Annotated in this window: 20 protein-coding genes and 2 pseudogenes; all 22 read left to right on the forward strand. The window is 36.2% G+C overall.

The features are described 5' to 3' along the window. The first annotated feature begins 2 nt into the window (after positions 1 to 2). The 22 genes and pseudogenes from R0F62_RS04180 to R0F62_RS04285 all read left to right on the forward strand — a co-directional run bounded on the left by R0F62_RS04180 (position 3) and on the right by R0F62_RS04285 (position 16,854). Positions 3 to 482, forward strand: a complete 480-nt coding sequence (locus R0F62_RS04180; RefSeq protein ID WP_274979144.1) for a hypothetical protein — start codon at positions 3 to 5, stop codon at positions 480 to 482. Positions 483 to 485: 3 nt separating this feature from the next. Beyond that, positions 486 to 1,967, forward strand: a complete 1,482-nt coding sequence (locus R0F62_RS04185) for an ankyrin repeat domain-containing protein (protein ID WP_274979145.1) — start codon at positions 486 to 488, stop codon at positions 1,965 to 1,967. Next, positions 1,964 to 3,787, forward strand: a complete 1,824-nt coding sequence (locus R0F62_RS04190; RefSeq protein WP_012673198.1) for a phage terminase large subunit family protein — start codon at positions 1,964 to 1,966, stop codon at positions 3,785 to 3,787. The genes R0F62_RS04185 and R0F62_RS04190 overlap by 4 nt, the downstream gene beginning before the upstream one ends. Positions 3,788 to 3,790: 3 nt before the next feature. After that, on the forward strand, positions 3,791 to 4,024 hold the full coding sequence (locus R0F62_RS04195; protein WP_010962704.1) for a gpW family head-tail joining protein: 234 nt from the start codon (positions 3,791 to 3,793) through the stop codon (positions 4,022 to 4,024). A gap of 40 nt (positions 4,025 to 4,064) precedes the next feature. Next, entirely contained in the window at positions 4,065 to 4,325 is a 261-nt protein-coding gene (locus R0F62_RS04200) for a hypothetical protein (RefSeq protein WP_012673197.1), read from the forward strand. Beyond that, positions 4,316 to 4,597 (forward strand): type II toxin-antitoxin system RelE family toxin, encoded by a 282-nt coding sequence (locus R0F62_RS04205; protein ID WP_010962706.1) that lies wholly within the window; start codon positions 4,316 to 4,318, stop codon positions 4,595 to 4,597. The genes R0F62_RS04200 and R0F62_RS04205 overlap by 10 nt, the downstream gene beginning before the upstream one ends. A gap of 102 nt (positions 4,598 to 4,699) precedes the next feature. Then, positions 4,700 to 6,118 (forward strand): phage portal protein, encoded by a 1,419-nt coding sequence (locus R0F62_RS04210; protein ID WP_274979146.1) that lies wholly within the window; start codon positions 4,700 to 4,702, stop codon positions 6,116 to 6,118. Next, complete coding sequence (locus R0F62_RS04215) at positions 6,115 to 7,176, forward strand: S49 family peptidase (RefSeq protein ID WP_274979147.1); 1,062 nt, start codon at positions 6,115 to 6,117, stop codon at positions 7,174 to 7,176. The genes R0F62_RS04210 and R0F62_RS04215 overlap by 4 nt, the downstream gene beginning before the upstream one ends. Positions 7,177 to 7,250: 74 nt before the next feature. Beyond that, the gene (locus R0F62_RS04220) at positions 7,251 to 7,622 is read left to right on the forward strand and encodes a head decoration protein (protein WP_010082142.1); all 372 of its coding nucleotides are present in this window, start codon (positions 7,251 to 7,253) and stop codon (positions 7,620 to 7,622) included. Between the two features lie 37 nt (positions 7,623 to 7,659). Next, on the forward strand, positions 7,660 to 8,664 hold the full coding sequence (locus tag R0F62_RS04225; protein ID WP_274979150.1) for a major capsid protein: 1,005 nt from the start codon (positions 7,660 to 7,662) through the stop codon (positions 8,662 to 8,664). A 97-nt stretch (positions 8,665 to 8,761) separates the two neighbouring features. Further along, positions 8,762 to 9,067, forward strand: coding sequence for a head-tail joining protein (locus tag R0F62_RS04230; protein WP_007550857.1), 306 nt, complete (start codon positions 8,762 to 8,764; stop codon positions 9,065 to 9,067). A gap of 1 nt (position 9,068) precedes the next feature. After that, positions 9,069 to 9,589 (forward strand): annotated as a pseudogene (locus R0F62_RS04235) (phage tail protein). Then, a complete protein-coding gene (locus R0F62_RS04240) occupies positions 9,586 to 10,062 on the forward strand; it encodes a hypothetical protein (RefSeq protein ID WP_010962732.1) in 477 nt (158 codons plus the stop codon). The pseudogene R0F62_RS04235 and the gene R0F62_RS04240 overlap by 4 nt, the downstream one beginning before the upstream one ends. Continuing rightward, positions 10,049 to 10,513 carry a phage baseplate assembly protein V gene (locus R0F62_RS04245; RefSeq protein WP_012673195.1) on the forward strand — a complete coding sequence of 155 codons (465 nt, stop codon included), beginning with the start codon at positions 10,049 to 10,051 and terminating at the stop codon, positions 10,511 to 10,513. Before R0F62_RS04240 ends, R0F62_RS04245 begins: the two co-directional genes overlap by 14 nt. Before the next feature lie 7 nt (positions 10,514 to 10,520). After that, complete coding sequence (locus R0F62_RS04250) at positions 10,521 to 10,775, forward strand: PAAR domain-containing protein (protein WP_010082105.1); 255 nt, start codon at positions 10,521 to 10,523, stop codon at positions 10,773 to 10,775. 2 nt (positions 10,776 to 10,777) lie between these two features. Further along, on the forward strand, positions 10,778 to 11,113 hold the full coding sequence (locus tag R0F62_RS04255; RefSeq protein WP_007552425.1) for a GPW/gp25 family protein: 336 nt from the start codon (positions 10,778 to 10,780) through the stop codon (positions 11,111 to 11,113). 2 nt (positions 11,114 to 11,115) lie between these two features. Then, complete coding sequence (locus R0F62_RS04260) at positions 11,116 to 11,907, forward strand: baseplate assembly protein (protein ID WP_274979148.1); 792 nt, start codon at positions 11,116 to 11,118, stop codon at positions 11,905 to 11,907. Further along, positions 11,907 to 13,067 (forward strand): phage tail protein, encoded by a 1,161-nt coding sequence (locus R0F62_RS04265; protein WP_044471240.1) that lies wholly within the window; start codon positions 11,907 to 11,909, stop codon positions 13,065 to 13,067. Before R0F62_RS04260 ends, R0F62_RS04265 begins: the two co-directional genes overlap by 1 nt. 167 nt (positions 13,068 to 13,234) lie before the next feature. Continuing rightward, on the forward strand, positions 13,235 to 13,969 hold the full coding sequence (locus R0F62_RS04270; protein WP_006280237.1) for an ankyrin repeat domain-containing protein: 735 nt from the start codon (positions 13,235 to 13,237) through the stop codon (positions 13,967 to 13,969). 25 nt (positions 13,970 to 13,994) lie between these two features. Then, a pseudogene (locus R0F62_RS04275) lies at positions 13,995 to 14,291 on the forward strand (ankyrin repeat domain-containing protein); the annotation flags it as partial. 505 nt (positions 14,292 to 14,796) lie between these two features. Beyond that, on the forward strand, positions 14,797 to 16,491 hold the full coding sequence (gene ltrA / locus R0F62_RS04280) for a group II intron reverse transcriptase/maturase (protein ID WP_317051330.1): 1,695 nt from the start codon (positions 14,797 to 14,799) through the stop codon (positions 16,489 to 16,491). 171 nt (positions 16,492 to 16,662) lie between these two features. After that, positions 16,663 to 16,854, forward strand: a complete 192-nt coding sequence (locus tag R0F62_RS04285) for a hypothetical protein (RefSeq protein WP_274979201.1) — start codon at positions 16,663 to 16,665, stop codon at positions 16,852 to 16,854. Positions 16,855 to 17,007 lie beyond the last annotated feature (153 nt).

Genomic DNA, 17,007 nt, shown 5'->3' on the forward strand with positions numbered 1-17,007 from the left:
AAGTGGAAAAGATCACACAAACGGAATGGGCAAGAGAGATAGGAGTTTCAAAGCAATATGTCTGTTATTTAGTAAAAAAAGGAATAATTGAGTTGGAGAATGGTTTGGTAAATAGAGAACAAGCAAATGAAGCAGTAGCGGCAATAAGAGATCCAAGTCAGCCACTTAGGAGGAAAAATCCAGAAAACGAAAATACAAGTAACCTTTCCACGATGTTGCTAAAAACTCGAATAAAAAATGAAATGGAACGAGGTAAACTTCTTGAGGCGAAAGCTAAGGCTGAGATTGGTGAACTTGTAGCAGTAGAGGAAGTAAAGCGCGATGCATTTAATGTAGCAAGAGTTGTACGTAATAATTTGCTTAATATTCCAAATAGAGTTTCAGCACTGCTTGCATCACTGAGTGACACTGAAAAGATTCATATCGCGCTAACCGAAGAGATTACAAACTCATTACAAGCATTATCTAATATTAAGTTTTAAATAATGTCTGCTAACTTAAGTTTAGAATTAATAAAGTGTCTTATTAATCAACCAGGAGTGGATGTAAATGTTAGAGGATTAAATGGGAAAACCCCACTACATTATGCAGTAGAAATTAACGAGCTTAGTATGGTTGCTCTCTTACTAAATAGGAAAAATATTAATCCACTGATCACTGATGATAATGGTAAAAGTGCGCTGGATTGTGCAAGAGAAGAGATATTACAAGCACTAATCAATCACAAATATGGATTGGAGAAAGATAGCTTACTTCACTTAGCTGCGATGTTGAATGAAGCAAATGCTGTAAGGTTTTTACTCGACAAAGGGACTAATGTTAATGAGCAGAATGCTTTACTACATACACCGTTACACTTAGCGGCAGGAGCTGGGCATGAACAAATAGTAGAAATTTTAATTAGAGAAGGAAATGCGGACAAAGATGTTCTTGATGCGAGAAATCATGCAGCAATTCATTATGCAGTAAACAACAAGAAGCTAGGAGTAGTAAAATTACTTTCAAATCTTGGTGCGAATGTTAATGTAGTTGGCAGCGGCAGAAATGCAATGAAATTATCTTCTTTGCACGTAGCTATAAGTAGTAGTAATTACGACGAAAGGGACTTATGTTTAGATATTGTAAGATGCTTAATAAATGTTCCTAATGCTGGGGTTAACTTACAAGATTATGAAAATAAAACGCCACTACATTATGCTGAAAGGCTGAAAACAATAGAAGTTTTACTAACGCGAGAAGATATAGATCCTTTAATTAAGGATGATAATGGCAAGACACCATTTTGTTATGCAAAAGAAGCAAATAGATTAGATATAGTAAAGATTTTAGCAAGTAATAGATACGGAGCTGATAAAAACAGTTTGCTTCATTTAGCTGCCAGAAAAGGATATGAAGACCTAATAGACGGTATTCTTGGTGAAGGAGTTGAAATAGATGCTGTAGATGAGAGTGGAAAAACGGGAATTTATGTTGCTGTAAAGCATGGTCACTTTAACGTAGTAAAGTTGTTGCTAAAGAGAGGAGCAGATGCCACGGATGTTTTTCAGTATGCAATAATAACGAACAACGCAAAATTAATAAAATTACTGAGCAAAGAGAAGGAAATAGTGTTATTTGGAAGACAGAAGAACTTTCCAACATTTCATTTATTGAGCAATAAATATTTTGAAGAAAGGAAAATAGCAGACAAAAAAATAAAGAAATATATCAATATCGTCTGTGTTGCTATAACAGTATGTGCAATAGTGATAGTGGGAATTTACCCTAACATTATAGCTGCGGTAATGGTGGGAATAGTTGCGCTCATAGCTGCAATAGCAATGAGTAATTTAACTCAGAAGTACATAGAAGAAGCACTTGAAAAGAAAATGTTTATTGAACTCGAAAGTGAGAAAACAAGTGAGTGCAGTTCTATTTTAAGTGATGTTGAGGTATCATCTAATGATGGTGAAGAGCTAGCGATATGATATATGCTACATCTTTTTCTGAAGGTTTAAAGCCAGATCCACTACTTAAAGTGTCAGAGTGGGCGAATGAGTATCGAGTTTTAGCGCCAACTGCAGCATCAGAGCCAGGTAAATGGAGAACAGAAAGAACTCCTTATTTAAAAGAAATCATGGATTCACTTTCTCCGTCCTCACCAGCAGAAAAAGTAGTATTCATGAAAGGAGCGCAGATTGGAGGAACAGAAGCTGGTAACAATTGGATAGGCTATATTATAGATCAGACTCCTGGTCCAATGTTAGTTGTGCAGCCAACAGTTGAAATGGGAAAGCGTTGGTCAAAAGGAAGATTTGCGCCGTTAATAGAGAGTACGCCATGTTTAAAGAGTAAAGTAAAAGACCCAAGGTCAAGAGACTCAGGCAATACTGTACAAAGTAAGGAATTTCCAGGTGGAATAGTAGTAATAACCGGAGCAAATAGCAGTGTAGCACTGAGATCTATGCCAGTAAAATATCTCTTTCTTGATGAAATAGACGCCTATCCAGGAGATTCAGGTGGTGAAGGAGATCCAGTGCTGCTCAGTATTGCTCGAACTAATACATTTGCACGGCGAAAGATTTTTTTAGTATCAACACCAACGATTCATGGAATAAGCAGAATTGAGAAAGAATTTGAAGCAACAGATAAGCAGTACTTTTTTGTACCATGTCCGTATTGTAATTACTATCAAGTTCTAAAATGGTCACAAATTAAATGGGAAAACAACGACTCAAGAACAGCACATTATGTCTGCACTGAATGTAGCGGCAAAATAGAAAATCATCAAAAGACAGAGATGCTTGAGCGTGGAGAATGGAGACCTACTAATAGAGTAAAAGGTGAGAAAAAAGGATTTCATCTTTCAAGTCTTTATAGTCCAGTAGGCTGGTATAGCTGGACTCAAGCAGTAGAAGATTTTCTTCATGCAAAAGAAAGTGAACAATTACTAAAAGTATGGATAAATACTACGCTTGGAGAAACCTGGGTAGACAAAGGAGAAGTACCAGATTGGAAGCAATTATTTAACAGGAGAGAATTTTTTCCCGTAGGCACAGTACCTAGGAGAGAAGTGGTGCTTACTGCAGGAGTAGATGTCCAAAAAGATCGTTTAGAAGTAGAAGTTGTAGCATGGGGAAAAAGCCGCGAAAGTTGGTCAATAGAATACCGAGTATTTGAAGGTGATACTGGAAGAGGAGAAGTATGGGGAAAACTCTCTGAGCTCTTAAATCATCATTTTATCGGTGAAAATGGTCTTGAATACATGATAAGTATGATGGCGGTTGATGCTGGGTATGCGACACAAGAAGTATACAATTGGGTAAGAGGTCATCAAGGCTCTGGAAGAGTAATGGCAGTGAAAGGTGTAAATAAAGCTCTAGTACCACTTAGCAGCCCAAGTAGAGTAGATATAACAGTTGGTGGTCAAAAGCTAAAAAGAGGAATAAAGCTCTGGCCAGTGGGAGTATCGATTTTAAAGTCAGAACTTTTTCAATTACTTAATGTTTTAAAGGACGGTGAAGAAGCTCCAGCAGGATACTGTCATTTTCCCGAGTATGCACCTGAATATTTTAAGCAGCTAACGGCAGAGCAATTAGTCAGCAAAGTAGTAAAAGGTTATACCAAACAAGAGTGGCAAAAGGTAAGAGAAAGAAATGAAGTATTAGACTGTAGGATTTATGCAAGAGCAGCATCTATTGCGCTTGGAATCGATCGTTGGCCAGAGAGTAAATGGAATAGTTTAAGTGAAAAACCAGAAAGTAAAAAATCAAAGAAAATAGTGAAAAGCAAATGGATCAGCGAGTAGTAAATGTATAACGAAGATTATCTAATTCAAGTCGAAGAAGCGATAAAGAAACTACAAAACGGAGAGCGAGTAGTATCAATTGCATATGGTGACCATGTTGTAAGATATGCTGAAGTAGATATAAATGATTTACTAAGCTTAAGACAACGTATTAAGGCTGAATTGAAAATTGCAGGTATGAAGCCAAAGAGAAAAATTGTTTTTTCAACAAATAAAGGGGTTGACAAAATTATGTAAAAATGTTATAGTTTAGAGTTGATGTCTTACAGTGAATAATATGGATCAAAGTCAAGGAAGGCTTAATGTTAATGTAAATTTTGAGGGGGAATTTGCTCAGTATCTTACAGAAATGGCAAAAGTTCAAAATAGAACTATTGAAGAAATTGTAAAAGATCTAGTAGAAGAAGAACTTGAGGTAAGTAAACTATCTGAAGGTGACGAAATGGATGAAGGAGAAATAGCTCTACTTGAACTTGCTGCTAAACGTAATGTTCCTGGAGCAAAAATAATTAGACATGAAGATATCAAGTGGGAATAATTTACCAAATTGGTTATTTAGAAGGTGTAGATACCGAAGATCTTCCTTCTCTTCCGAAAACAATACGGTTAAGGGTGCAAAAAGCTATAGAAAAACGTCTCACAATTATTCCTGATAAAGTAGGTGAGGCTTTATCGCATAAATGGGTAGGCTACTTTAGGTTGCGTGTTGGCGATTATCGAGTCATATACTTAATAGATAACTCAGAGCACATGGTCAAAATTGCAGCAATAGGACATCGAAAAGAAATTTATAAACGTAGTCCAGAGTAATGACTCTCTACATACAATCTGTTGACCAAATTCTCTAGCAACTTGCTATAATTTTTCAATGTCAAATTGTGCAACAACTTGTTGCATAATCAAAGAGGCAAAATGTTATTAAAATCATTCAAACAACTATTTAACAAACCAAAGATAAAAAGCTCAGCCTGGGATGCTGCAGGCTCAGGAAGAAGATTTTTTCACTTTCAACCAGAGTTAGGAAGTATAAACAATTTGCTGTCTCAAAACCTTGAAACTTTACGTAGTAGATCACGTGATATGGTGAGAAAAAATCCATATGCAGCAAATATTATTGATACAATAGTAAGTAACTCTATTGGAACAGGAATAAAACCGCAATCAAAAGCAAGGGATGGGGAATTTCGAAAGAGGGTGCAAGAATTATGGCTAAGATGGACAGATGAAGCAGACAGTAACGGAGTAAGTGATTTTTATGGATTACAAGCTCTAGTATGCAGAAGTATGATAGAGGGAGGAGAATGTTTTGTACGGTTAAGAACGAGAAAGCTGGAAGATAGATTTTCTGTGCCATTACAACTGCAAGTACTTGAGTCTGAACATTTAGATAATAAAACAAATCAAACTTTAGGAAATGGTAATGTAATAAGAAACGGGATTGAGTTTAACAAGCTTGGGCAAAGAGAAGCATATTACCTATTTAAAGAACACCCTGGTGAAGGCTCATTTGGTGAATCAGTGAGAGTGCCAGCAAATGATGTTTTACATATTTATAGACCATTAAGACCTGGGCAAATTAGAGGAGAGCCATGGCTTTCGAGTATACTGCTAAAGCTCTATGAACTTGATCAATATGATGATGCAGAATTAGTGAGAAAAAAGACAGCAGCGATGTTTGCAGGGTTTATTCCAAGGCTCGATCCTGAAGCAAATATTTTAGGAGAAGGTGAAAGTAATGAGCAAGGAGTAGCACTATCAGGTTTAGAGCCAGGAACAATGCAGCTTTTAGACCCAGGAGAAGACATAAAATTTTCAGAGCCATCTGATGTAGGAGGAAGTTATGAAGCATTCATGAGACAGCAGCTGAGGGCAATAGCAATAGGCACAGGGATAACATATGAGCAACTAACAGGAGATTTAACGGGCGTTAATTATTCATCCATTCGAGCAGGATTAATAGAGTTTCGTCGTAGATGTGCTATGCTGCAACACAACATTATGGTATTTCAATTTTGCAGACCAGTATGGAGTAGATGGCTAGAATTAGCAGTACTCTGTGGAGAACTGAGTATAGATAAAAAAGTAGCAAAAGCAGCGAAAGAAGAAGTAAAATGGATACCACAGGGATTTGATTGGGTGGATCCTTTAAAAGACCAGCAAGCACAACAAATGGCAGTAAGAAATGGATTTAAGAGTCGATCAGAAGTGGTTTCAGAGCTAGGTTATGATGTAGAAGAAATAGACCAAGAAATTGCAGAAGATCAAAGACGTGCTAGTTCCTTGGGTTTAAGTTTTGATTCCGACGTTACTACTAATCAAGAGATAATATGAAAAACCAAGCGATATGGCTAAACAGATGTGTAATGGTAGAACCAAGGAGTTTTGAATTACTGTCACTACAAACAGGAAAGCAGCCTATCTTTAAAAATATAAAACATGCGGTAAGAAATAGTGAAAGAGGAATAATACCAATACATGGAATCTTGACGAAAAAGTCAGAAGTTTTTGATGATGTATTGGGGATGACATCGTATGAGAAGATAAGTGAAGAGATAGAAGAAGCTTTAATAGATAAAGAAGTAGAAACAATAATTTTGGACATAGACAGCCCCGGAGGAGAAGTAAACGGTTTATTCGACCTTTCCGACTTTATTTACCAAGCAAGGAGAAAAAAGAGGATTGTGGCAATAGCAAATGATGATGCGTATTCTGCGGCGTATGCAATTGCATCAAGTGCTGAAAAAGTATTGGTAACTAGAACTTCAGGAGTTAGAAGCATAGGAGTAATAGCAAGTCATATAGATCAAAGTGGGTTTGATGAAAAACAGGGAATAAAATATACGACAGTATTTGCAGGAAGTAGAAAAAATGATTTAAATCCACATGAGCCAATAACTTCTGAGAGTTTAGAAAGCCTAAAAAGCGAAGTGAATCGTTTATATGGAATGCTGGTTGAGCTAATAGCACGCAATAGAAACCTTTCTGTAGAGGCAATAAAATCAACAGAAGCAGGGCTATATTTTGGCGAGAAAGCAGTAGAAATAGGTCTTGCAGATGGAATTACAATTCTTTCAGAGTTTAAATCTATTAATAAAAAAGGGGATATTACTATGAATGAAAAAACTACAAATGACCTAGAAACTGACAATTTAACTAAGTATCGTACTGAAGTTCTTGAATTAATACGTTTATGTAACTTATCACGAATGCCAGAAAAGATAGGAGAATTTATTGAGCAAAGCGTAAGTGTTGAGCAAGCCAGGGAAGTTTTAATGGAGTTACTTGCAGAGCGAACGAAGAAGACAGAAATACTAAGTGCAATACCACAGAATTCAGGAGAAGAGTTGATGATGCAGGTAGCGAAAAGTCGTGCGCAATCAAACATTTAAAGTATGTGTATAACCGCCGTGTATAACAACCACAAATATGGCGGTAAAAAAATAAAAAAAGGAGAGAAAAAGACATGATAAGTATAACTGAAGGAAATAATTTAGGCGATCTTCTGAAATATGAAGTGTCCAACCTATATTCAAGAGATCAAATAACAGTAGCCAAGGGACAAAATCTAAAGCTGGGAAAAGTAGTTGGTTATGATACTAAAGATGGTTTTATTAAAGCTTTAAATCCAACTGCCACAGATGGGACACAAACGGCTATAGGAGTAATAGCAAGCGATGTAAACGCAAAGGAAAATAGTAAAGGAGTAATTATTGCTCGTGGTGCAATACTAGCAGATCATGCAGTTGTATGGCCAGCAAATATCATTGAAGAGCAGAAAACTGCAGCAATAAAGCACCTTGAAGGACGAGGGATCATTATCCGCAAGGGAGCTTAAAAAAACTATTAAAAATACAAAAGGGGGAAAAGAAAAAATGCAAAATCCATTTACAAATACAGCATTTAGCATGACGGCACTCACAAATGCGATAAATATATTGCTGATAAATTATGGACGAGTGGAAAATTTAAATTTGTTTCCAAGTAGGTCAGTAAGATTTAGACATATTACTATAGAGGAGCAAAATGGAGTATTAAGTTTACTACCAACGCAGTTACCAGGAGCACCAGCAACAGTAGGAAAACGTGGAAAACGAAAAATAAGAACTTTTACCATTCCACATATACCACATGATGACGTAGTGTTGCCTGAGGAAGTACAGGGAATAAGGGCATTTGGGTCAGAAAGTGAACTGAAAGCATTGGCAGATGTAATAACTGATCATTTGCAGCTAATGAGAAATAAACACGCAATAACGTTAGAACATTTGAGAATGGGAGCGCTGAAGGGAATCATTCTTGATGCTGATGGGTCGGAGTTATTAAACCTTTACAACGAATTTGAAATTACACCAAAAGTAGTAAATTTTGCATTGGGGACTGCGACAACCGATGTAAAGCGTAAGTGTCTGGAAGTATTGCGCCATGTTGAGGACAATTTAAGTGGTGAATATATGACGGGGATTCATGCACTGGTAAGTCCAGAGTTTTTTGATGCACTAATTTCGCATAGTAAAGTGAAAGAGGCATATGAAAGATGGCAAGAAGGAGCAGCGCTGAGGAATGACATGAGATCAGGATTTACGTTCTGTGGAATAACATTTGAAGAGTATAGAGGGCAAGCAACCGACCCTGAAGGAACCGTAAGAAGATTTATAGAAAGAGAAAGTGGAAACTGTTTTCCACTAGGAACAGCGAGCACATTTACAACGTATTTTGCACCAGCAGACTTTAATGAGACAGTAAATACTCTTGGACAGCCACTTTACGCGAAACAAGAGCCAAGAAGATTTGATAGAGGGACCGATTTACATACTCAGTCAAATTCTCTGCCAATGTGCCATAGACCGGGAGTATTAGCAAAAGTCGTTGTAACATAACAACACAGGTAGAGCAACTATAAAGTGGTGAGGCAGAAGAATGCTTTACCTGTGTGCCCCTTCTTAGCATGTAAAGGTTAGTATATAGCAGAAAAATATGCAAGAAAATATTAAGAGATTATTGCAAGATTGTTTTGCCCATTTAGGAAAAGTAGCTTTGTATGAATCAAAGGATAAGTCATATATGGTACAAGTACTAAAGCAACAGCCAGATAAATTATACGAGATTGGTGAAGGACAATTTGTAGGAGAAATTTTATTGTTGGAAGTAAGTGTGTTTGATGTATTAAAGCCAATGGTAGGAGATACTTTTTCCATAGGTAGTTGTAGATACAGAGTACACACACCACCACTTAGAGATAATTCAGGAATGGTATGGAAAATTCAAGCATCGGGGGTGTAAAATGTCTATTAATATAGAAGTTACCGATAATATTAATAAGGTAATTGAAAATGTAAATGCTGAAAGGAAAAAAGTGGAAAAAGCAGCGGTGAGGGCATTGAACAAAACAGCACTATGGTTAAAAACGCAAGCAGCTAAGGAAATTAGTGAGGAAAAGAAGATAAAATTAACGGTAATGAGAAAAAGGCTAAGAATTTTTAAGGCTAAGACAAGTAGGTTAGATGTATTAATGAGAGCAAATTTATATGATATTAGGGTATCAGCAATTGGCAAGATGAGACAAACAAGAAAAGGAGCGAAAGTAGGAAAACATAAGTTTATAGGAGGATTTATGGCAACAATGCCAAGAGGAAATAGTGGTGTTTTAGGCGTGAAGGAAGAACAGCTTTGCCAATACAAGAGGTAAAATTAGGACTGGAACCAGAAGCATCAAAAATAATAAAGGAGCTAGTTAATTATGAAACAGAAGGGATATTTGAGAAATATTTTGAGCGTGAATTAAACTATATTGTAAAAGTATGATTTTAATTGAGTTGCACAAAGCAATTTGCAGAATGTTGAAGAAAGAAATACCAGCGATACAGACATGTGAAATATATCCAATGATAAGAAGGGAAATAGTAGCACCAGCGGTATTTGTGGAATTGTCAAGTTTAGAGCAAGGAAAAGATTCAGGAACAGAAGAATTAGCCCTGAAAGCAAGATTTGAGGCACGAATTGTGATTGATAGCACAATAGAGAATGCAGCTATTATTGTCAGAGAATTAGCTGCTGAGGTTGCGAGAGTAGTAAATAAAAATACTTGGAACGTAAAAAATGTTTCGCCAGGTGAATTTATATCAGCAGAAATTGACGGATTTAGGCCAGAATTAGACGCGTATTTAGTGTGGATGGTAGACTGGGTGCATGAAGTACACTTGGGTCGATCTATTTGGGAAGAGGGAAAATTTATGCCACACAAAATAGAAATCGGTGAAATAAATGTTGGAAAGTAATTTTGCTATTTCAGAGTTGCAAAGAAAGTTAGCTAACATTGTACGTATTGGGCTTGTGAAAGAAGTAGATTATGAAAAAGCGAGAGTAAAAGTGCAAATAGGGGAATTTTTAACAGATTGGTTGCCATGGATAACAAGTAAAGCAGGAAAAGATAGAAATTGGTCTCCTCCAGATATCGATGAACAGGTTATTATACTTTCTGCGCTAGGAGAACTATCATTAGGGGTGGTATTAGCAGGAATATATCAGGAAAAATACCCTGCACCAGAGAATAAAAAAGAAATAAATAGTGTAAAAATTCAAGATGGGACAAGATTGTTATATGATAAAGAGAAGCATCATTTAGAGATTGAAGTAGTGGACAAAATAACATTGAAAGCTGGGGAATCAAGTATAGAGATGACAAGGAGCGAAATAAAACTGAAAGCAGATAGAATAGAACTTAATTAATTGGAAAATGAATAAATCAGTTGTGCGAGTAGGAGATTATTGTGGAGAAGCAACACCACATTTTTGCATTAGCGGCAGTAATAATGTTTTTGTAAATGATTTCCCAGTCTGTAGGAAAGGAGACAATTTTAACGAAGGAAAAGTAATGATTCAAGGATCAAAAACAGTGTTTGCAAATGGTCATGGTGTAGGAAGAGTAGGGGATTCAGTATCTTGTGGGTTAAAAGTAATAAAAGGCAGTAAAAGCGTCTTTGCAAAATAGAAATGAAGGGTATGGATGGTAAAACAGGAAAAGCGTTAGAAGGAATAGAGCACTTAAAGCAATCAATAATTGATATACTTACGACTCCTATAGGATCACGAATTATGATGAGGAATTACGGGTCTAGGCTATTTGAATTATTGGATAAGCCAGTTAATCGTGATTTAACACTAGAAATTTACGCAGCAACTGCAGAAGCTTTGGAAAAATGGGAAAAAAGGTTTAAATTAGAAAAAGTAAAAATGACAGAAGTAAAAGAGGGAAAAGTAACGCTTGACCTGGAAGGGTTGTACGTACCAATGGGGAAAAAGATTCGCTTCGATGAGGTTGTAGTATAAAGATGCAGCAGACTAACATTATTGAGCCACTGAACTTCGAAGAAATCTTTTCACGTATGAAAGAAGAATTAATAAGTCGAGATGAAAGTTTTACGGCATTAGTAGAAAGTGACTCAGCGATGAAGGTATTAGAAGTAGCAGCCTGGAGAGAGCTTTTGCTGAGACAAAGGATAAACGAAGCAGTAAAGAGTAATTTACTTAAGTTTGCGACAGGAGAAGATCTTGATAATTTAGCTGAATTTTATGGAGTGGAGAGGCAGAAAGAAGAAGATGACGAACGTTTTAGAAAAATAATTAAAGCAAAGATAATAGGCTGGAGCACGGGAGGAAGTAAAGAACACTATCGATATCATGCACTGTCAGCAGATAGTAGAGTAAAGGATGCATTAGTAGAACCACCTATACCAGGGAAAGTACAAGTTTCAATCTTATCCACAGAATTATCCACACTGCAAGAAGAATTACTAGAAATTGTCAAAAATCAGCTAAACAGGGAGGATGTGAGGATTTTAACAGATACAGTTGAAGTGGTAAGTTGCAATATGATAGAAATAGATATCCACAGTAAAATTAGCATTAAAAGACCAGATATTATTGAAACGGTGAAGAAGAAATTTATCGAAAAATTTGGAACAACGAAAAGATTAGGATGGAAGGTAACAAGATCATGGATAATAGCCAATTTGTTTATGGAAGGAGTAGAAAACGTGGAATTAATAGAGCCAAGAGAAGACATAGTTGTGAAAGGAAATGAGTGCGCTTTCTTAAAAAGTTTAAATGTTGAGTTAAATTAATGCTATTACCGCCAAACGCAACAAAAAAGGAAAAAGCGCTGGTTGATGCAATAGATTACAAAGTAGATCCTGGTTGTATCAGAGGGTTTAAATTTAGCCAAGGGGAAAAAGTGTTGCCATGGATAATAGAGGAATATGGGCTAGGAGAAATCCTACATTGGGTAAAAGACAAAAGAAAGGCGATAAAAAAAGGGATAAAATTTCAGCGTTTAAGAGGAACACCTGCTTCACTGAAAATAGCACTAAAATGGGCAAATATAGAAGATATTACAATTATCGAAGAACCATCTGGCAAGCACTTCTTTGAACTGCAGATAGGGATAAAAGATGTTCCGAATGACTTCTTCGTTGATGCAGTAGTAGAACTAGCAAAACTATCATTGCCTGCAAGATCGAGGCTAATGAGGATTTTTAACGATTATTACAACATTAGCAGGTTCATATTGGATGAGAGTTTTTTCGGAAGTTTATTATCGGATTATTCCGGGGTAAAAATAGAAAAAGATGGGCCAGTTTTATCATTTGGAAGAGTAAATTTTTTCAGGTCTCATGGTCCGGTTATTAGGATTGTAGAAAACTATCTACGCGATCATTATGAACGAGCTTTAAGCAATGACATATATCGCTTGGATGTAGCAATACTTGGAGAAACCGAGCCTCATACTAAGAACTACAACGGTATTTATGAACGAAATCATGTGTGGTATAACTTCAAAGCGCTATATCCGCTACCACAGAGCTTATTACCTAAGATTAAGTTTGCTAAAGCGCAGATAGTATTATCAGATAGCTGGAACTTAGGAGAAATAAACGCGTGTTTTCCGGTTACGAGTGGAGAAGAGAAAGGAAGTAAATTTTTACTAGGAAGTGATAAACTATCTGAACAACTGTGGAATTTAAAACACAAGCCAATTTTAGAAAGGTTTAGCGTTACTCACCACTACAAAGTAGAAGATTTTACCAACCAAAAAGTTATAATATTTGGTGTGGCAGAGCACAATATTCATTTTGAAAGGGATTTAAATTCAGAGCAAAAGGATTCAATACATGAACCGGAAAATTACGTTTTAGTGTTTTACCCAGGCGTACTAACGTGGCACGAACATCGTCATTTGAACAGAGGTTGGGAAGAGAAACAAGTAATATGTTTAATGCATTAAGCATATATATTTATATCTTCATATACTATATTAGTATTTAGTTAAAAAGGTGTACTACGCGAAAAAAGACTTGCCTTTTTATGCCAAAACGCACATAACTTGAATAGCAGCAGGTAAATATAAGAAATTTGTCTGGCGCTAGAAAAGATAATTTTGTGAGGTATGAAATGGGGTTCAGCGAAGAAAAGAAAGAATCTTTTAACAAGTTTTTTAAAGAAGTATCAAGGAATGGATTTAAAAATATTAATAAAAGGGATGAAAAAGGAGAAACAGTATTGCACCATGCAGTAGAAAATTCCGATCACAAAACAGTGAGGTTATTAATAGAAAAAGGAGCGGAGATCAATGCAAGAGATAAAAATGGTTATACGCCACTGCACTGTGCAGTATTCGCAAAAAGTTTAGAAAATGTAAAAGTACTGCTAAGGTCAGGAGCGGAAATAAATGCCACTCAATATGTCAGTGGATGTACGCCACTGCACTCTGCATGTAAAATAGGAGGAGCAGGAGTTGAAATAATAAAAGAGCTAGTAAAAGCAGGATCTGAAGTTAATCAACTGAATAAGTATGGTTCAACACCAATGTATTACATATGGGAAAGTGAAAAGTATTGTCTATGTGATAGGGAAGAGAGTGAAAAGGCAAGTAAATTTTTGAGAGCAAAAGGTGGAGTAACAAAAAGTAGAAAACTGACGTGCTATGGAATAGAGGGGCTAGTGGGAGAAATAGCAGACAAGTTGGATAGGAGCTATATGCCAGAGCTAAAAATAATGGAGATCGAAGAAATAAGGAAGAGAGACAAATCATTAATAAAGAAAGAATGTCAAAATTTAGCAACCAAGATAATGTGCCAAGTAAACGAAATGATAGATGAGGTGGTGAGAATTAAAAAAGGGACTTAAATTTAAAGAAAAGGTGAGGTAGGTTATGAGTAAAAAAGAAAAAGAGGATGAACTAAAAGAATTATTAGAGAACTCAGGTAAAAATATTAAGGGGACAAAAAAGGAACTGCATTATGCAGTAGACGGAAAAACAGTGAGCTTATTAGTTGAAAAAGGAGCGAATGTGAATGCAGCGGATGTAGAAGGATATACAGCACTGCACCTAGCGATAACGGAGAAACGTCTAGAAACAGTTAGAGAATTGATAAAATCAGGAGGGAATGTAAATGCTGAAGAGTATGGCAGTAAATGCACACCGCTGCACCTTGCATGTATGGTGGGGTGCGACCCGAAAGTCGTGATTTTGTGGTGGTTAAATTCCATCTTCCCTAAACATCAGGGATAAAGTATGTCTCACATTTTAGAAAGTGGCAACTTCTGGGATGCAAGCATGAGACAAAAGCAGGTAATACTAAACCTTATGGTAAATCCCTGCGAACAGAGTTGGATAAGGTTACGAAAGGAACTTATGTTTGAATTGTCGTCAACATGAATATGCGAAATAAGGTTGATACGCATAGACCAAAATGGTAGAAGCGCAAAGAGGAATCAAGATCCTACCACTTGATTATGGATGTTCTCAGCTTCCGGCAAAAAAGTAAGAACCTAAGTCCAACATGAAACAAAATCATGGAACGGAGTAACCGCATAGATGCTCTTATATTTATTTAGATATAAGCAGGTAGCCAACCGTAAGCTTCTATGTGGAAGGATTGTTTAAGAAGCTAACGCCCAAAGTAATATTTGGGATATGCAGACGTAAACACTGTAATTTGGAAGGTAAAGTTATGAGTAGTAGTGAATATGTTATGAGCCAACAAAATGTTAGGTATGAATGGAATGAAATTTCTTGGCGTAAGCTGGAGAAATCTTCATTTAAGCTACAAAAACGAATTTACCAAGCTTCTAAATGTAATGATGTCAAAAAGATGCATAATCTTCAGAGATTATTACTCAAATCAACAAGTGCAAGAATGCTCGCAGTTAGAAGAGTAACACAGGACAATAGAGGGAAAAAGACTGCAGGTATTGATGGGAAAGCCAATCTCGACCAAAAAGAAAGAATGCAATTAGCAAATTCTATGGATTTAAGAGGAAGAGCAAAACCATCAAGACGAGTCTGGATACCAAAACCTGGCAAGCCATTGGAGCGTCGTCCCCTTGGTATTCCCACTATATCGTGTCGAGCAAAACAAACACTTGAAAAAATGGCGTTGGAACCTGAATGGGAAGCAAAATTTGAGCCGAACACTTATGGTTTTAGACCTGGTAGATCTTGTCACGATGCTATGAAGGCCATATTCAATGCACTAAGTCAGAAAACAGCATATTGTTTAGATGCTGATATTTCAGGATGTTTCGATAATATTAAACACTATGCATTGCTTGAAAAACTCAATACCACACCAACATTAAGAAAAACAATAAAAGGATGGTTGAGAGCAGGAGTAATAGAAAATAGAATCTTCCAGCCAACTAAGAGTGGTACAATTCAAGGAGGAACTATCTCTCCATTATTGGCTTGTATAGCATTACACGGTATGGAACAATATATTAAAGAAGCATTAAAAAGTGAACTTTTTCTATATAGAAGAAGAAAGTATGGTACAGCATCGCAGCAACGGGCACAACAAGCTCTTAGTATAATTTTTTATGCTGATGATTTTGTTGTTATACATGAGAGTGAGGAGATCCTTATTAAGGCAAAGGTACTAATCGAAGAATGGTTAAAAATCATTGGACTAGAACTAAAACCTTCAAAAACAAGGATTTCCCATACTTTAGAAGGGGATAAACCAGGATTTGATTTTCTTGGATTTTCAATAAGACACTACCTAACAAGAAATAATAAGAAAGGTTACAAGTTATTAATCAAACCAAGTCGTGAATCTATAAAACAGCATAATTTCATTATCAAACATAAGATTAGAAAATTGAGGGGAGCAACACAAGAAATAGTAATTAAAGTACTTAATCCAATTATTAGAGGATGGAGTCAATATTACTCTTGTGTAGTTTCAAGTGAAACATTTAATCTTATCGACAGTGTAATGTTCAGAAAACTTTGGAAGTGGGCGTTATATAAACACCCAAACAAAGGAAAATGCTGGATCAAAAGAAAGTACTTCAAGAAGTATGGTAATGATAATTGGCGATTTATGACAAGTAACGAAGTGAATCTTATAAGACACGGAGATCATGTTATTAAGCGACATATCAAAGTGAAAGGAACCAAATCTCCATACGATGGTGATTGGGTTTACTGGGGGAATCGTCTTAATAGAATACTAGATAAATCACCGAGAGTAATAAAGCTGTTGAAGTTACAACAAGGCAAATGTGATCAATGTCAACTTTGGTTCAAGAGTGATGATATTCTAGAAATACACCATAAAGACCAAAATAGGAAAAATAATATGATCAAAAATTTATTATTATTACATGGACATTGTCACGATATTTTACACAGGAAGTGTGCATGACAAGCACCAAATTGCAGAGGAGCCGTATGACGGTAACCTGTCACGTACGGTTCTGCAGTCGAGTGGGGAGAGGTGACTTTCTCCACTTAGATAACTGGAAAAAAGATAGTAGAAGAGTTAATAAAAGCAGGGGCAGAAATAAACCTGGTAAGTATATCAGGATTTAGCCCAATGTATTACGCAAGTGATGAAGAGACAAGGGAGGTATTAAAGAAAAAAGGAGGAAAAATAGTGAACAAACAGAGGGAGTTAATGGAAAAAATAAGTAAGGTATCGGAAAAGCAGGTGGTAAATGGTGGAAAGAAGCTAAATGATGTGGAGGAAAGGGCTGTAGATGTTTGCAGACTTTTTGTGAGGAAATAAGAGGCTAAATATATGGAAAAAATAGAAGAGAAAAGCTGGCAACAGCAGGAGAGGAATTGCTATTATTTAACAGATTAAATATATAGATTTATATCTTAATATAATATGCTGAAAAAATGTGTATATTTTGTAAAAAAAACTTGCTTTTTATGC

Source organism: Wolbachia endosymbiont of Drosophila aff. chauvacae BK-2020 (assembly GCF_032848195.1).
Lineage (GTDB): Bacteria > Pseudomonadota > Alphaproteobacteria > Rickettsiales > Anaplasmataceae > Wolbachia > Wolbachia pipientis.

Excerpts from the sequence above, each read along its gene's own strand:
- R0F62_RS04185 (WP_274979145.1), top strand. The coding sequence starts at position 486 with ATGTCTGCTAACTTAAGTTTAGAATTAATAAAGTGTCTTATTAATCAA.
- R0F62_RS04190 (WP_012673198.1), top strand. The coding sequence starts at position 1,964 with ATGATATATGCTACATCTTTTTCTGAAGGTTTAAAGCCAGATCCACTA.
- R0F62_RS04195 (WP_010962704.1), top strand. The coding sequence starts at position 3,791 with ATGTATAACGAAGATTATCTAATTCAAGTCGAAGAAGCGATAAAGAAA.
- R0F62_RS04200 (WP_012673197.1), top strand. The coding sequence starts at position 4,065 with ATGGATCAAAGTCAAGGAAGGCTTAATGTTAATGTAAATTTTGAGGGG.
- R0F62_RS04210 (WP_274979146.1), top strand. The coding sequence starts at position 4,700 with ATGTTATTAAAATCATTCAAACAACTATTTAACAAACCAAAGATAAAA.
- R0F62_RS04215 (WP_274979147.1), top strand. The coding sequence starts at position 6,115 with ATGAAAAACCAAGCGATATGGCTAAACAGATGTGTAATGGTAGAACCA.
- R0F62_RS04220 (WP_010082142.1), top strand. The coding sequence starts at position 7,251 with ATGATAAGTATAACTGAAGGAAATAATTTAGGCGATCTTCTGAAATAT.
- R0F62_RS04225 (WP_274979150.1), top strand. The coding sequence starts at position 7,660 with ATGCAAAATCCATTTACAAATACAGCATTTAGCATGACGGCACTCACA.
- R0F62_RS04230 (WP_007550857.1), top strand. The coding sequence starts at position 8,762 with ATGCAAGAAAATATTAAGAGATTATTGCAAGATTGTTTTGCCCATTTA.
- R0F62_RS04240 (WP_010962732.1), top strand. The coding sequence starts at position 9,586 with ATGATTTTAATTGAGTTGCACAAAGCAATTTGCAGAATGTTGAAGAAA.
- R0F62_RS04245 (WP_012673195.1), top strand. The coding sequence starts at position 10,049 with ATGTTGGAAAGTAATTTTGCTATTTCAGAGTTGCAAAGAAAGTTAGCT.
- R0F62_RS04250 (WP_010082105.1), top strand. The coding sequence starts at position 10,521 with ATGAATAAATCAGTTGTGCGAGTAGGAGATTATTGTGGAGAAGCAACA.
- R0F62_RS04255 (WP_007552425.1), top strand. The coding sequence starts at position 10,778 with ATGAAGGGTATGGATGGTAAAACAGGAAAAGCGTTAGAAGGAATAGAG.
- R0F62_RS04260 (WP_274979148.1), top strand. The coding sequence starts at position 11,116 with ATGCAGCAGACTAACATTATTGAGCCACTGAACTTCGAAGAAATCTTT.
- R0F62_RS04265 (WP_044471240.1), top strand. The coding sequence starts at position 11,907 with ATGCTATTACCGCCAAACGCAACAAAAAAGGAAAAAGCGCTGGTTGAT.
- R0F62_RS04270 (WP_006280237.1), top strand. The coding sequence starts at position 13,235 with ATGGGGTTCAGCGAAGAAAAGAAAGAATCTTTTAACAAGTTTTTTAAA.
- ltrA (WP_317051330.1), top strand. The coding sequence starts at position 14,797 with ATGAGTAGTAGTGAATATGTTATGAGCCAACAAAATGTTAGGTATGAA.
- R0F62_RS04285 (WP_274979201.1), top strand. The coding sequence starts at position 16,663 with ATGTATTACGCAAGTGATGAAGAGACAAGGGAGGTATTAAAGAAAAAA.